Annotated in this window: 11 protein-coding genes; 6 read left to right on the plus strand and 5 right to left on the minus strand. The window is 60.4% G+C overall.

Translation table 11 applies throughout. The annotated features are described in order from the left end of the window. Window positions 1-543 carry an adenine phosphoribosyltransferase gene (locus MLC59_RS16780; RefSeq protein ID WP_248236561.1) on the minus strand — a complete coding sequence of 181 codons (543 nt, stop codon included), beginning with the start codon at window positions 541-543 and terminating at the stop codon, window positions 1-3. 18 nt (window positions 544-561) lie between these two features. Continuing rightward, window positions 562-1,857, minus strand: a complete 1,296-nt coding sequence (locus tag MLC59_RS16785) for an NCS2 family permease (protein WP_248236562.1) — start codon at window positions 1,855-1,857, stop codon at window positions 562-564. Window positions 1,858-2,172: 315 nt separating this feature from the next. On the opposite strand from MLC59_RS16785, the gene MLC59_RS16790 reads away from it, so the two are divergent. Both MLC59_RS16790 and parE read left to right on the plus strand, forming a co-directional pair. Continuing rightward, a complete protein-coding gene (locus MLC59_RS16790; protein ID WP_248236563.1) occupies window positions 2,173-3,159 on the plus strand; it encodes an NADPH:quinone oxidoreductase family protein in 987 nt (328 codons plus the stop codon). A 219-nt stretch (window positions 3,160-3,378) separates the two neighbouring features. Next, entirely contained in the window at window positions 3,379-5,274 is a 1,896-nt protein-coding gene (parE, locus tag MLC59_RS16795; RefSeq protein WP_248236564.1) for a DNA topoisomerase IV subunit B, read from the plus strand. Between the two features lie 9 nt (window positions 5,275-5,283). Here the strand turns inward: parE and MLC59_RS16800 are convergent, their stop codons facing one another. Next, the gene (locus MLC59_RS16800) at window positions 5,284-6,570 is read right to left on the minus strand and encodes an EAL domain-containing protein (protein ID WP_248236565.1); all 1,287 of its coding nucleotides are present in this window, start codon (window positions 6,568-6,570) and stop codon (window positions 5,284-5,286) included. A gap of 612 nt (window positions 6,571-7,182) precedes the next feature. Between MLC59_RS16800 and MLC59_RS16805 the strand changes: the two genes are divergently transcribed. After that, window positions 7,183-7,746 carry a cytochrome b gene (locus tag MLC59_RS16805; RefSeq protein WP_248236566.1) on the plus strand — a complete coding sequence of 188 codons (564 nt, stop codon included), beginning with the start codon at window positions 7,183-7,185 and terminating at the stop codon, window positions 7,744-7,746. Between the two features lie 52 nt (window positions 7,747-7,798). Continuing rightward, window positions 7,799-8,383, plus strand: a complete 585-nt coding sequence (locus tag MLC59_RS16810) for a YceI family protein (protein WP_248236567.1) — start codon at window positions 7,799-7,801, stop codon at window positions 8,381-8,383. 51 nt (window positions 8,384-8,434) lie between these two features. Here the strand turns inward: MLC59_RS16810 and MLC59_RS16815 are convergent, their stop codons facing one another. After that, on the minus strand, window positions 8,435-8,665 hold the full coding sequence (locus MLC59_RS16815; RefSeq protein WP_248236568.1) for a hypothetical protein: 231 nt from the start codon (window positions 8,663-8,665) through the stop codon (window positions 8,435-8,437). A 321-nt stretch (window positions 8,666-8,986) separates the two neighbouring features. On the opposite strand from MLC59_RS16815, the gene parC reads away from it, so the two are divergent. Both parC and serB read left to right on the plus strand, forming a co-directional pair. Then, window positions 8,987-11,284: a DNA topoisomerase IV subunit A gene (gene parC / locus MLC59_RS16820; protein ID WP_248236569.1), complete on the plus strand. Its 2,298-nt coding sequence runs from the start codon at window positions 8,987-8,989 to the stop codon at window positions 11,282-11,284. Further along, window positions 11,277-12,500, plus strand: coding sequence for a phosphoserine phosphatase SerB (gene serB / locus MLC59_RS16825; RefSeq protein ID WP_248236570.1), 1,224 nt, complete (start codon window positions 11,277-11,279; stop codon window positions 12,498-12,500). The genes parC and serB overlap by 8 nt, the downstream gene beginning before the upstream one ends. A 50-nt stretch (window positions 12,501-12,550) precedes the next feature. Here the strand turns inward: serB and MLC59_RS16830 are convergent, their stop codons facing one another. Continuing rightward, window positions 12,551-14,635 (minus strand): EAL domain-containing response regulator, encoded by a 2,085-nt coding sequence (locus MLC59_RS16830; protein ID WP_248236571.1) that lies wholly within the window; start codon window positions 14,633-14,635, stop codon window positions 12,551-12,553. Between the last annotated feature and the right edge of the window lie 128 nt (window positions 14,636-14,763).

Below are 14,763 nucleotides of genomic sequence, written 5' to 3' on the forward strand. Positions count from 1 at the left end.
TCAGTCGCCTTCAAACTCGCACACAGTATAGACACTGAGCCCCTCATCCCGCAGCTTGCCAGACCCGCCCAGGTCCGGCAGGTCGATCATGGCGGATACCTCGACGATTTCCGCGCCGATCTGCCGGATCAGCCGGCTCGCGGCCAGCATGGTACCGCCGGTGGCGATCAGGTCATCCACCAGGACGACCTTGTCGCCCGAGCGGAAGGCGTCCTTGTGCAATTCCACGGACGCCGTGCCGTACTCCAGGTCGTAGTCTTCCACCAGGGTGTCGAAGGGCAGCTTGCCTTTCTTGCGCACCAGCACCAGTCCGGCGTTGAGCTCATAGGCCAGGGGTGAACCGATGATAAAACCACGGGCATCAATGGCCGCAATGGCGTCTATCTGCTGGTCATGATAGCGGTGCACGAAGGCATCCACCAGCTTGCGGAAGGCGGTGCGATCCTGCAGCACGGTGGTGATGTCCCGGAAGGATACTCCGGGCTTGGGCCAGTCCGGCACGGTGCGGATGGCTTTCTTGATGCTTTCGGAAAAATAGTCCATGGCGAGTCTCCGGCGCCCTCAGGCGTCGAGGAAAATGAATTTGAGAATGAACACGATGGCAATGATCACAACGCTGGCGTTCAGGTGTGACCAGCGTCCGCTCAGGGCCTTGAGGGCTGCGTAGGTGATAAAGCCTGCCGCGATACCATCGGCAATGGAGAAGGTCAGCGGCATCATCAGTGCGGTTACCACGGCCGGTGCGGCGTCGGTCACATCGTCCCAGTCAATCAGCTTGAGGCCACCGGCCATCAGCACAGCCACATAGAGCAGGGCAGGGGCTGTTGCGTAGGGCGGAATAATGGCAGCGATGGGTGAGAACAGCAGGCAGGCGAGGAACAGCAGCGCAACGACCACCGCGGTCAGTCCGGTGCGACCACCGGCGGCAATACCGGCGGTGGATTCCACGTAACTGGTCGTGGTGGACGTGCCCAGGGCTGCACCGGACATGGTGGCAACGGAGTCAGACATCAGCGCCCGGCCCAGGCGAGGCAGCTTGCCGTCCTTGTCCAGCAGCCCGCCGCGCTGGGCGGCGCCGATCAGGGTGCCGGAGGTATCGAACAGGTCAACGAACAGGAACGCAAAGATGACCGAGATCATGCCCACGTTCAGGGCACCGGCGATGTCCAGCTGCATCAGGGTGGGTTCCAGGCTCGGGGGCGCGGACACCAGGCCTTCGTACTCCACCATGCCCAGTAGCATGGCCACAACGGTAACCGCCAGGATGCCGATCATCACCGCGCCAGTGACATTGCGGTAAGCCATGGCGCAGATCGCCACGAATCCCGCGAAAAACAGGATGGCCTCCGCCGTCTTGATTTCACCCATGCTCACCAGGGTGGCAGGGTTATCAATTACGATGCCTGCGTTCTTGAAGGCAATAAAGGCGAGGAAAAAGCCGATGCCTGCGGAAATGCCAAAGCGCAGGGAGAGGGGAATGCTGTTGATAATCCACTCCCTGATTTTGAGAACGCTCAACAGGAAGAAGATCAGGCCCGACAGGAACACCGCCCCCAGGGCCACCTGCCAGCTGTAGCCCATACTGCCCACCACGGTGAACGAGAAGAAGGCGTTCAGCCCCATACCTGGCGCCAGGGCGATGGGGTAGTTGGCCCACAGTCCCATGATCAGCGTGCCGATAACCGCGGCGATACAGGTGGCCACGAAGACCGCGCCGAAGTCCATGCCGGTGCCGGACAGGATGGAGGGGTTGACCACCACGATGTAGGCCATGGTCAGGAAGGTAGTGATGCCGGCAATCACTTCACGCTTGACGGTGGTGCCGTGGGCCTGCAACTGGAACAACTTTTCGAGCATGGGGGCAGCCTCGATGCGGACGGAATTTGATCAATGGTTAAAGGGGCGCAATGATACCTCAGGATAGCCCGTCAGACCACGGAGCTCGTCAATCGAGAATTTGTCAGTGAGGGCCGCGCTGTAGCCGGATATCAAACCGCACGGTAGCTATCCCGGCGATCATGGCAAACCGCAGCCGGATGATGCCGATCAACCGGGATGATGTTTTTCCATAAGCTATCTTTATTTGATTCATGACCGGTGTCGGGTTAGCTTGATCCGCTATCCACACCAACCAACAACATCCATACGCGGATAAAGGATCGGAGCAACAACATGCGTGCAATTCTCTGCAAAGAGTACGGCCCGGCGGAAAAGCTGGTCATTGAGGACATTGAATGTCCGGAACCTGCGGGCAACCAGGTGAAGGTGAAGGTCAAGGCTGCAGGCCTGAACTTCCCGGACACGCTGATCATTGAAGGCAAGTACCAGATCAAGCCGGAAATGCCCTTCTCCCCGGGCGGTGAAATGGCCGGGGAAGTGATCGCCGTGGGCGACAAGGTCACCCGCTTCAAGGCTGGCGACCGCGTAATTGGCATGACCGGCTATGGCGCCTTCTCTGAGGAAATGCTGGTGGAAGAAAACCGCCTGCTGCCGCTGGTGGAAGGCATGAGCAATGAGGAAGGCGCGGCCTTCACCATGGTTTACGGCACGTCCTATCACGCCCTCAAGCAACGCGCCAACATCCAGCCCGGCGAAACCCTGCTGGTGCTGGGCGCCAGTGGCGGCGTAGGCCTGGCAGCGGTTGAGCTGGGCAAGGCTATGGGCGCCCACGTGATCGCCGCGGCCAGCACCGATGCCAAGCTGCAGGTGGCAAAGGAAGCCGGTGCTGACGAACTGCTTAACTACAGCGACATCGACAAGCCCCTGAAAGATGTCATCAAGGAGATGACTGGTGGCAAGGGCGTGGACGTGATCTACGATCCGGTAGGCGGTGATTTCACTGAGCAGGCCCTGCGCGCCATGGCCTGGAACGGTCGCCTCCTGGTCATCGGCTTCGCCGCCGGCGAGATTCCGAAGATCCCCGCCAACCTGACCCTGCTCAAGAGCTGCTCCGTGGTCGGCGTATTCTGGGGGGCCTTTACCCAGAAAGAACCGCAGAACCACGTGCAGAACATGAAAGAGCTGTTCCAGATGCACAGCGAAGGCAAGATCAAGCCGAAAGTCAGCGAAGTCTTTGCCTTTGAAGACTATGTGAATGCGCTGGCGGCGCTGAGTGGCCGCACGGCGACCGGCAAGGTGGTGCTGAAAGTCAGCGACTGACCCCGGGGTTGGCTAAAGGCCGACCACGCCAGAGGTGCAGGCGCGGGGCGAGAAAGTTCGTTCCGCGCCACTGCGACCTTAATACTCCTTCTGCTGTAACCTCCCTTGTGATGCGATGGACCGGTGTGAAATCCTGTGCATTGCGACGTTGATCTTTCCTCCAGATTCCCTAAGCTATGACTCCACATGTCCCAGCACATCCGGAGCTGCCCCCTTCCTATGAGCCAGAAAACCTATAACGCCGACTCGATTGAAGTCCTCAGCGGCCTGGACCCGGTGCGCAAGCGTCCGGGGATGTATACCGACACCAGCCGCCCCAATCACCTGGCCCAGGAAGTGATCGACAACAGTGTGGACGAAGCCCTCGCCGGCCATGCCCGCCGAATGGACGTGGTGCTGTATGCCGACGGTTCCCTGTCGGTGGAGGATGACGGCCGGGGTATGCCGGTGGATATGCACAAGGAGGAGGGTCTCCCGGGGGTGGAGCTGATCCTCAGCCGGCTCCATGCCGGGGGCAAGTTCTCCGAGGGTAACTACAACTTTTCCGGTGGCCTTCACGGGGTTGGTGTGTCCGTGGTCAACGCCCTGTCCACCCACCTGGAAGTCACCATCAAGCGGGACGGAAACCTCTACCGGATGACCTTTGCCGATGGCGAAAAGGCGTCGGAGCTGGAAGTTGTGGATACGGTAGGCAAGCGCAATACCGGTACCCGCCTGCATTTCATGCCGGACCCGAAATACTTTGACTCGCCGAAGTTTTCCATCGGTCGTCTGCAGCATAACCTGCGGGCCAAGGCGGTACTTTGCCCCGGCCTGACAGTTACCTTTACCCAGGAACAGACCGGCGAGAAAGACGAGTGGTATTACGAGGATGGTCTGCGGGATTACCTGCGCAGCGAACTGGCCGACATCGAGGCGGTGCCGCTGGAGCCGTTCACCGGTCGCTTTGCCGGCAACGCCGAGGAGGTAGACTGGGCGGTGCAGTGGCTGCCTGAAGGGGGCGAATCCGTTACCGAGAGCTACGTTAACCTGATTCCCACGGTCCAGGGTGGCACCCACGTCAATGGCTTCCGCACCGGCCTGCTGGAGGCCATGCGGGAATTCTGTGAGTTTCGCAACCTGCTGCCCCGGGGCGTCAAGCTGACCCCGGAGGATATCTGGGAACGCTGCGCCTATGTGCTCTCCTTCAAGATGCAGGACCCGCAGTTCTCCGGCCAGACCAAGGAGCGGCTGTCTTCCCGTGAGGCGGCGGCGTTTATCTCCGGGGTGGTAAAGGACGCTTTCAGCCTGTGGCTGAACCAGCACACCGACATAGCCGAGGCCCTGGCCGAGCTGTTTATCAGCAATGCCCAGCGGCGCCTGCGCGCGAGCCGCAAGGTAGCCCGCAAGAAGGTGACCTCCGGGCCAGCCCTGCCGGGCAAGCTGGCGGATTGTTCCGGGGCGGATGCGAGCCGGTCCGAGCTGTTCCTGGTGGAAGGCGACTCCGCTGGCGGTTCCGCCAAGCAGGCCCGTGACCGGGAGTTCCAGGCTGTGATGCCCCTGAGGGGCAAGATCCTGAATACCTGGGAGGTGGACTCCTCGGAGATTCTGGCATCCCAGGAAGTGCATGATATTGCCGTGGCCATCGGCGTTGACCCGGGCTCCGATGAGCTGGCCGGGTTGCGTTACAACAAGGTCTGCATTCTGGCCGATGCGGACTCTGACGGTTTGCACATCGCCACCCTGCTGTGTGCGCTCTTTGTCCGGCACTTCCGGCCGGTGGTGGATGCCGGGCATGTATTCGTGGCCATGCCGCCCCTGTACCGGGTGGACCTGGGCAAGGAAACCTTCTATGCGCTGGACGAGCACGAAAAGCAGGGCATCATTGACCGGCTGGCGGCGGAAAAGCGCAAGGGCAAGATCCAGGTCACCCGGTTCAAGGGGTTGGGTGAAATGAACCCGTTGCAGTTGCGGGAGACCACCATGGCACCGGATACCCGCCGCCTGGTGATGCTGACCCTGGAAGAGGGCGACGACACCATTGAGCGGATGGATATGTTGTTGGGCAAGAAGCGGGCAGGCGATCGCCGCAGCTGGCTGGAGGCCTACGGCAATATGGCAGACGTGGCGGTCTGAATGGTTTTGTCAGGCGCTGGCCAGGGGCCCCTGGTCAGCCAGGATATCGCAACAAAGCACCCGTAACTGTCCATTGAACCGGTACCCCAGTGACAGGGTGACACACATGTAGACCCCGGTAATGGACAGGTAGGGGCTGGTCACCTGCATCCGGTTGGGCTGGGCCAGCGCCTGCTTCAGGTAATGCTGGCGGTACCAGTCCGCACTGCTGGTGTTCTCCAGTGGACGGTATTTCGGATCGAGTTCGCCGCATGCGCCTTGCCCGGAGGCGGTGTCATCGATCTGCACTCCCCGATCGTCAATCAGGTAGCAGCGGGAGACGGTATGGTGGGCCAGGATGCCCGCGCAGGCATCTGCCAGCGAGTCGCCGCCTTTCATCTTCTCAATGGCATCCAGGAAATGACCGGTAAAAAACTCCGCCAGTTGCTGGGTCGGGTCCAGCCGGATCCGGTGTCGATTCTTGTAGTCCCCCATCAGGCGTTCGAAATCCGCCACCTGGTTGGTGATGCCGTCCAGTTCCACGCGCGGGTGGCAAAAATAGAACCCCTGCACGAAGTCCACCCCGGCATCGATGGCGATCATGGCCTGGTCGTGGTTTTCCACGCCTTCAAGCAGCACCAGGCAACCGGACTGGTGCAGTAACGATACGATACCGTTGAGGATCTGGCGGGCCTTGGGGTCACTGCTGGCACGCAGGGTCAGGGTTCTGTCCAGCTTGACGATGTCCGGGGACAGGTTCCAGATACGCTCGAAGTTGGAGTGGCCGGCGCCAAAGTCATCAATGGCGGTCAGGCAGCCCAGCTCTTTGTAATAGTTGACGGTTTCCCGCAGGCGGGCAGAGTCATCGGTGGGTTGTTCAACAATCTCCACCACGATTCGGTGCGGGGGCAGGCCTGACCGGCGCAGAAGCTCTCCGAAAAAGGAATCGTACCGGTAGCCTGACGCCACCACTCTCGGCGATACGTTAAGGAACAGCCAGTTTATATCGTCTTCGAAGGCGGCGTAGTTCCGGATATGGAGCAGCCGGCAGAGTCGGTCCAGCAGCATGTTTTCCTGGTCAGTATCCGGCAGGCCGAAAAGCTGGGCCGGGGGAATACTGGCGTTATCCGGGTCAAAGGCCCGGATCAGCGCTTCGTAGCCGATAATACGCTTGTGGGAGATGCTGAAGATGGGCTGCAGCGCGGTTTTCAGGATGAGCCCATGGAAGCGGCCAGTCCACTGCTGATCCTCCTGGTTCAACAGGGGAACCAGGAGCTCCAGGTCGGCACCGGACAGCTGTTCTGACAGATAGGTCATAGTCTGAATTCTGGGCGACTCTTATAACCCCGGGCAACTGTCCGTGGGGCCGTGGTTATGTTACCGGAATAAGTGATTCACTTCCGGATAGTGCCAGAAGTTCTCGGTTGGCGCCAGTAAGCGATGTCAAACAATGTAACGATGTGATGTGAGTGAGCTGGGGATGACGACTTCGGTAACTCAGGTGGTGCGCAGGGAAACGTATCAGCAGGCCCCTGGAGTTCCGGCAGGGGCGCCACCAATAATGAAGGGCGGAAGTCCGCCCTTGCATGGTTATCAGTTGTTGCTTGGTACCACGACGGATTCGTCAAATTCGAATTCCATGGTCTTCTCCCTGTGCATTTGGGCGTTCCGCCCTGTGAAAGTGATGGCTCTATTATAGGTTTTCCAAGGTGGTTCTGAATCCGTAAAACCCACATACGACCAACGGGGTAGGTGCGCCTTTTGAAGCCATCCTTCAGAAAAACTGAACAGGGCGGGCAGAATATTGCGTTTGGTTTCCGGCCGCCCGGTTCCTATGCTGGTGGGTATCGGGACCGACACCGGCTCATGCAAATGTGGCGGGTCCATCCGGGCAAGCCTTTCGGAAGCCATCAGGGAAACAGGTTGATCATGCAGTTACGGAACTCGTCCAGACGATTTGGTGCAGTCCACGCTACCCTTCACTGGGTTGTGGCCCTGGCCGTCTTCGGGCTTTTTGGCCTGGGTTACTACATGGTCGATCTTACCTATTACGACGAGCTGTACCGGCTGGCGCCCCATGTGCATCGCAGCATCGGCATTTTGCTGTTCCTTACGCTCACCCTGCGCCTGGCCTGGCGGCTGGCGGATACCTCTCCCGGGCCGCTGGCAACCCACTCCCCGGTTGAGGTGGTCTCTGCGCGGGTGGCCCACGGCCTGTTGTACCTGCTGCTGTTTACCGCCATGGTCAGTGGCTACCTGATTTCGACAGCCGATGGCTCGGCTGTCCGCGTATTCAATTGGTTCGAAGTGCCGTCGGTGACTGGTCGCATTCGGGGAATGGAGGATGTGGCCGGGGATGTGCATTACTGGGTGACCTGGGCACTGGTGGTACTGGCCTCCGCCCATGGCCTCGCGGCTATCAAGCATCACCTGGTGGACCGTGACGACACCCTTCGGCGCATGCTACCGGTCACCCTGAAAAAACGGCCCTGAGCAGGTTTACCGACCATCCTGGTCAATGGAAACACCAAAGGAGATAAACGTTATGAAAAAGACCCTTCTTGCCTCTGCAATGACCCTGGCTGTTGCTGGCCAGGCCCTGGCTAACGAACATAGTGGTACCTACGCCTTTGATACCGAGGGAGCGCACCAGTTCATTACCTTTGAAGTGTCTCACCTGGGCTTCAGCACGCTGTACGGTCGCTTTAACGACTTTGACGGGGAGTTTGTGTTTGATGCGGAGAACCCCGAAAACAGCACCGTCAACGTAACCATCGACACGGCCAGTGTGGACTCCAACCACGCCGAGCGTGACAAGCACTTGCGCAGTGACGACTTCCTTGCTGTTGATGACTATCCGGAGGCCACCTTCCGCAGCACCCGTGTCGAACTGGACGACGACGGCGATGAGGCCGAGGTCATCGGCGAGCTGACCCTGCGTGGCGTTACCCGTGAGGTTACCCTGGATGTTGAGCTGCAGGGCCATGGTGAAGACCCCTGGGGTGGTTACCGTATGGGCTTTGATGCCGAAACAGAGATCAGCATGAAGGATTTCGGTATCCCCATGGACCTTGGCCCTGCCTCCGATACGGTAACGCTGGAAATCTCGGTTGAGGGTATTCGCCAGTAACGAAAGGTGATGACAGCCGGAGCTGCATCCGGTCAGGGAGAAAAGGAGCCCTTACTTGGTAGGGGCCCCTTCTTCATTCTGGCGGCAGAGTCTGAGCTGCCGGAAGAACTGGCCGACGAAGATCACCAGGGCAACCAGGATGCCCGCAATCAGGAACGGTCGTGTCAGTACCAGGCTGCCACTGAGTGAGAACTCCACCAGGAGCATCAACGCCAGGGCCAGTGCGCCGTTAATCGCGGCGGTAAGAACCGCCTGGCGGCATGCCTTGAGAGTCAGTTTCATAGTGTTCGCTCTGAGTGATGGGCCGGAGTATGGAGCTGTTCCGGTATTCAGATGTCGAATCCTTAATCTACAATCCTCGACGAGAATACGGTGACCGGTTGGCCGGAAACATGCGGGAATTCCGCTATTGGAAAAAACCTCCGGGGATTGCCCCTGCAGAATTGGTCTATTGCGCCTTGCCTCCATATAATGACCCTCGCCATACGGAACACCGCCGTGCGGCAAGCATTACAGTGACCTGCCTGTACGTACCTGTAGCGGCCCAGAGACCGGGTGCGGGGCTGGTCGCGGGAGAACCCATTTCCGGAGCAAGGGGCATTCATGCCAGAGTTTCAGACCACCGACGAAGGTTTTGAGCGGGTTTCGTTAAGGGACTACACGGAAAAGGCCTACCTGGATTACTCCATGTACGTCATCCTCGACAGGGCGCTGCCCAACGTCGGTGACGGACTCAAACCCGTGCAGCGGCGCATCATCTACGCCATGTCGGAGCTGGGGCTCAAATCTACCAGCAAGTACAAGAAGTCGGCCCGTACCGTCGGTGACGTACTGGGCAAGTTCCACCCCCATGGGGACAGTGCCTGCTATGAAGCCATGGTGCTGATGGCGCAGCCGTTCTCCTATCGTTATCCGCTGGTGGACGGGCAGGGCAACTGGGGCTCGCCGGACGACCCCAAGTCCTTCGCGGCCATGCGGTATACCGAGTCGCGCCTGTCGAAGTTCTCGGAAGTGCTGCTCAGCGAGCTGGGTCAGGGTACCGTGGACTGGGTGCCCAACTTTGACGGCACCATGGACGAGCCCTCCACCCTGCCGGCCCGCCTGCCCCACGTGCTGCTTAATGGTACCACCGGCATCGCCGTGGGTATGGCGACGGACATCCCGCCCCATAACGTGCGTGAAGTAACCGCCGCCTGTGTGCGCTTGCTGGACAAGCCGGACGCGGATGTGGATGACCTGTGTGAACACATCAAGGGACCGGACTTCCCCACGGGCGCTGAAATCATCACACCCCGCAAGGACCTCCGCCAGATGTACCACACGGGTCGCGGTAGCCTGCGTATGCGGGCCCGCTGGGTGCGGGAGAGCGGTGACGTGGTGATTACCGACCTGCCGCACCAGGTATCCGGCAACCGGGTGCTGGAGCAGATTGCCCAGCAGATGCAGACCCGCAAGCTGCCCATGGTGGCGGACCTGCGGGACGAATCCGACCATGAAAATCCCACCCGCCTGGTGATCGTGCCGCGCTCATCCCGGGTCGATGTGGAAGGCCTGATGGCCCACCTGTTTGCCAGTACAGACCTTGAGAAAACCTACCGGGTTAACCTGAACGTCATTGGCAATGATGGCCGCCCGGCGGTGAAGAACCTGCACACCATGCTCACCGAGTGGCTGGCCTACCGCAAGACCACGGTGACCCGTCGCTTGCAATACCGGCTGGACAAGGTGCTGGCCCGGCTGCATATCCTGGAAGGTCTGTTGATTGCCTATCTGAACATCGATGAGGTGATCAGCATCATTCGCTACGAGGATGAGCCCAAGGCGGAATTAATCAAGCGCTTCGGGTTGTCGGCGGAACAGGCCGAAGCCATCCTCGAGTTGAAACTGCGCCACCTGGCCAAGCTGGAAGAGATGAAGATCCGTGGCGAGCAGGACGAGCTTGCTGCTGAGCGGGATGAGCTCCAGGCCATCCTGGGCTCCGAAGACCGCATGCGGGAGCTGATCAAGGATGAACTGCTGGCGGACGCGGAAACCTACGGTGACGACCGCTGCTCTCCCATCGTTGAAAGGGGGGAGGCCCGGGCCTTCTCCGAGGCCGACCTGGTTTCCAACGACCCGGTGACCGTGGTGCTCTCCGAAAAAGGCTGGGTGCGGGCAGCCAAGGGCCATGACATTGACCCGGCAGGCCTGAGTTACAAGGCTGGCGACCAGTTTGCACTGGCCGCGAAGGGGCGCAACAACCAGAACGCAGTCTTCCTTGACTCTACCGGCCGGGCCTATTCCCTGATGGCCCACAGCCTTCCCTCGGCCAGGGGGCAGGGGGAGCCACTCACTGGTCGCATCAACCCGCCTTCCGGTGCCACCTTTGCCGGGCTGCTGATGGCCAATCCCGACGAAAAGTACCTGTTGGCCACTGACGCAGGTTACGGGTTCGTGGCCAGTGCGGCTGACCTGATCAGCAAGAACCGCAACGGCAAGTCGGTGGTGACGATTCCGAAAGGGGCGAAGCTGATGGCGCCGGTACCGGTGCCTCGCCGGGAGCAGCCCCTTTACCTGGCGGCGATTTCCAACGAGGGGCGGATGCTGGTCTTCCCACTGGAGCAGCTGCCGGAGCTGGCTCGGGGCAAGGGTAACAAGGTCATCAGTATTCCCTCGGCAAGGGTCCAGAGCCGGGAAGAGTATGTGGTTGCCCTGACCCTGTTCGGGCAAGAGGATCACCTGGAAATCCGTGCTGGCAAGCGCAAGCTGGGGTTGCGTTTCAGCGACCTGGAACACTACCTGGGTGAGCGGGGGCGGCGCGGTCACAAGTTGCCCCGGGGACTGCAACGGGTAGATGGTATTGATGTGATTGCTGCAGCCGGCACTGATGAAACGGCTGCCGGAGACGAAGACAGTGAGTGAACTGGTCCTGATCAATGTGTCCGGTCGTGACAAGCCGGGCCTGACTTCCGAGATCACCGGTATTATGGGGCGGTATGACGTCCGCATCCTGGACATTGGCCAGGCGGTGATCCATGACTACCTGACCTGGGGCATCCTGGCGGAGATTCCCGATGAGTCACAGGCCTCGCCGGTGATTCGGGAGCTGCTGTTCCGGCTTCACTCCCTGGACCTGCAGGTACGCTTTGCGCCGATCACCGAGGCCGAATACCAGCAGTGGGCGGAAGGCCGCAACCGGGCCTGTTACATGGTGACCCTGCTTTCCCGGGACATCAAGGCGGAGCAGATCGCCCGGGTTTCCGAGATCACCGCCCGCCATGGCCTGAACATTGACAATATCACCCGCCTGTCGGCGCGACCGTCTCTGGACCAGGGTGATAACCGTATCGCCTGCGTCGAGTTCTCCGTCAGGGGCACGCCCGAAGACCTGGAAGACCTGCGCTCGGACTTCCTGAAGATCGCCGGTGATATGAATGTAGACATCGCCTTCCAGGAAGATTCCATCTTCCGTCGTAACCGTCGCCTGGTGGTGTTTGATATGGATTCCACCCTGATAGAGGCGGAGGTCATTGACGAACTGGCGCTGGAAGCCGGCGTGGGTGAGCAGGTCTCGGAGATCACCGAGCGGGCCATGCGTGGCGAGCTGGATTTCAGTGAGAGCTTTGCCGAGCGGCTGGCCTTGCTCAAGGGGCTGGATGAGTCGGTGCTGGAGCGCATCGCCGCCCGCCTGACCATGACCGAGGGGGCCGAGTACCTGATCCGTACCTTGCGCTCACTGGGCTATCGTACGGCTATTCTGTCCGGTGGCTTCAATTACTTTGCCCGGCACCTGCAGGCGCGGCTGGGCATTGACTATGTCTATGCCAACGAACTGGAAATCGTGGATGGCAAGGTCACCGGTCGGGTGGCCGGGCCGATCGTGGACGGCGCTCGCAAGGCGCAGTTGCTGCTGGAAATTGCTGAGCGGGAGAAGATCTCACGGGAGCAGGTGATTGCGGTCGGCGACGGGGCCAACGATCTGCCCATGCTGAGCCAGGCCGGGTTAGGGGTGGCCTTCCGTGCCAAGCCCCTGGTGAAGGAATCTGCCCGCCACGCCATTTCGACGCTGGGCCTTGATGCCATTCTCTACCTGTTGGGCTACCGCGAGTCCGAGACCCGGCTGGCCTCGCCCCGCTGAGCACGGCAGCGGTTGGTCAGTAACCGCCGGGACGGTCTGTTGCCCTGCGGTTACTGATCGCCAAAGTCGTAGTTCATCTCCGGTACCGGCGCCTGCAGGTAGTAACCCTGGATGTAGTTCACGCCGGCCTGCCAGAGCGTTGCCAGCACCGCGGCACTCTCCACCAGCGGAATGATGGTGAGCTTGCCGTTGCTCTGCAGTGCCTGGACCATCTCTTTTACCTTCTCTTTCGCCTCCTCGCTCTTCTGGATTTCCTCCGTGAAGGACCCGTCGATCTTTACGTAGTCCACATCCACGTGCTTGAGGGTGTTGAACGGGTTCAGGGCGCAGCCGAACTGGGACAGGGCAGCCTTGCAGTGCAGCTCTTTCAGCGCACGGGTGAAGTCCCTGGCCTGCTTGAGGTGATTGTTGGCGTCGCCTTCCCGCATCTGGAAGATCAGTGAGTCGCCGGGCAGGCGGGCGGCCTTCAGGGCCACGCTCAGCCACTGACTGAAGGTCTTGTCCTGCAGCGTTTCCGCGGTAACGTTGAGGAACAGGCGGGTATCGTGCCCGTGGCTGCGATGCCGGGACAGTTGCTTGATGGTCTGCAGTACCACCCAGCGGTCAATCCGGCTGGCCATGTCTGACGGACCCGCCGGTGGCAGGAAGTCATAGGGGGACACTTCGTTGCCGTCCTTGTCGAGCATTCGCACCAGTGCTTCGTAGTGCTCCTCGCCTTCTCCCCGCAGGTTGATGATCGGCTGGAACAGCAGGCGGAAGCGGTTTTCTTCCAGCGCGTTGGCAATGGCGTCAAGGGAGTTGGAATCATCCAGCTTTTCGTACTTGGCCGGGTTATAGGCCACCACGCCGTTGCCGTTCTCATGGCCAGGCTGCTTGCGAACCGCGCCATGGGCAATGTGGGCCCGGCCCAGCAGGTCGGCTGCCTTGGGGGCGTTCTCTGTGATGGCAGCCACCCCGATGGATACCGTGACCTGGGCGGAGCGGCCCTGGATGTCGAACAGGTGGTCGTCAACGGCCTTGCGAACCGACTCACACAATCCGGTCATGGCCTGTTCTTCGAACGGCTGGGCCAGCAGGCAGAACGCATCGTCGCTGATCCGGGCCAGCACCATGTCTTCTCCGGCCTGTTTCTCCAGCAGTGCTGCGAAATCCCGTAACAGCAGGTCGATTCCAGCGATGCCCAGATCGTTTTTCAGGCTGACAAAGCGATCGATGCCGATGTAGGCCAGTGCACCGGTCTGGTTCTTCTCGCCGGCAGTGGCAATGACCCGTGTCAGCTGCTCCATCAGGTACTGCCGGTTGGAGAGTCCGGTCAGTAAGTCCTGGTTGCTGATCTCGCGGATCTTTTCCTGTAATTCGGCATCATTGCTCTCAGGCTGGATGATCACCTGGATGCAGGCTTCACCATCGTAGGTTGCCGCTGACACCGTCATGGTAATGTCGATGTCCCGGTCATCACTGCGTCGGGCGACCGCGTTGAGGGTCATGCCGTCTTCCCTGGACTCGGCAAAGGCTTTCATGAACTTGCGCAGGTCGTCCCGGCTGCCCGGGGCCAGGGTATCCAGCTGTGGGATGCACATGAGCTCATCCAGGTCGTCATAACCCAGAAAATCCATGTAGGCATGGTTGGCATAGACGTGCATGCCATCATTGACGTAGGCGATGGCGTCCTTGGAGCTTTCCAGCAGCAACTGGCAGCGTGCCTCGGCCTCCCTGAGGTGAGACTCCAGCACCCTGCGACGGCGGCGCTCATCCAGGTTGGCCAGTTCGCGGCGGATAACCAGCACCAGGCGCTCGGTTTCGCCAACCGGGCATGTATCCTGGGCACCGGCTTTCATGATGGCGAGAGAGCGGTCCAGGTCCTCTGTTTCGGTCAGCAGGACAAAGGGAATGTCCTTGTCGAGCCGGCGGATGGTGGCGAGGGCATCGTCCGGAACGAACTCCGGGTGATTGTCCCTGGCCAGGAACAGGTCCCACTGGCCGGTGCGGATAGCTTCGTCCAGGTCTTCCGCCGAGGTGACCCGGTGGGCCCGGGTTGCACGACCGGAATTGCGCAGCAGGCTGACCAGTGATTCCGCATCGTTCTGGGACGGGTCCATGATCAGCAGGTGGACGGTGCTCTTTTGCTTCTGCATTCGCTGGCGGTCTCGCTCTCTGTCTTCAATGGGCCATCCGTGACTAGTGTTCCGTTTGGTTAATTCGCTGACCTACTGCGTGACGCTGGGGCCTCTGGCCAAGGCGCCAGTCCGAAGGTGTGGTGGTT

This window comes from Marinobacter bryozoorum (assembly GCF_023156245.1).
GTDB classification, from domain to species: Bacteria; Pseudomonadota; Gammaproteobacteria; order Pseudomonadales; family Oleiphilaceae; genus Marinobacter; species Marinobacter bryozoorum.

What these genes read in the sequence shown, in the direction of transcription:
- MLC59_RS16810 (WP_248236567.1), top strand. Translation starts at nt 7,799, where the DNA reads ATGAAAAAGACCCTTCTTGCCTCTGCAATGACCCTGGCTGTTGCTGGC.
- MLC59_RS16780 (WP_248236561.1), bottom strand. Translation starts at nt 543, where the DNA reads ATGGACTATTTTTCCGAAAGCATCAAGAAAGCCATCCGCACCGTGCCG.
- MLC59_RS16800 (WP_248236565.1), bottom strand. Translation starts at nt 6,570, where the DNA reads ATGACCTATCTGTCAGAACAGCTGTCCGGTGCCGACCTGGAGCTCCTG.
- MLC59_RS16830 (WP_248236571.1), bottom strand. Translation starts at nt 14,635, where the DNA reads ATGCAGAAGCAAAAGAGCACCGTCCACCTGCTGATCATGGACCCGTCC.
- MLC59_RS16785 (WP_248236562.1), bottom strand. Translation starts at nt 1,857, where the DNA reads ATGCTCGAAAAGTTGTTCCAGTTGCAGGCCCACGGCACCACCGTCAAG.
- parC (WP_248236569.1), top strand. Translation starts at nt 8,987, where the DNA reads ATGCCAGAGTTTCAGACCACCGACGAAGGTTTTGAGCGGGTTTCGTTA.
- parE (WP_248236564.1), top strand. Translation starts at nt 3,379, where the DNA reads ATGAGCCAGAAAACCTATAACGCCGACTCGATTGAAGTCCTCAGCGGC.
- MLC59_RS16805 (WP_248236566.1), top strand. Translation starts at nt 7,183, where the DNA reads ATGCAGTTACGGAACTCGTCCAGACGATTTGGTGCAGTCCACGCTACC.
- MLC59_RS16815 (WP_248236568.1), bottom strand. Translation starts at nt 8,665, where the DNA reads ATGAAACTGACTCTCAAGGCATGCCGCCAGGCGGTTCTTACCGCCGCG.
- MLC59_RS16790 (WP_248236563.1), top strand. Translation starts at nt 2,173, where the DNA reads ATGCGTGCAATTCTCTGCAAAGAGTACGGCCCGGCGGAAAAGCTGGTC.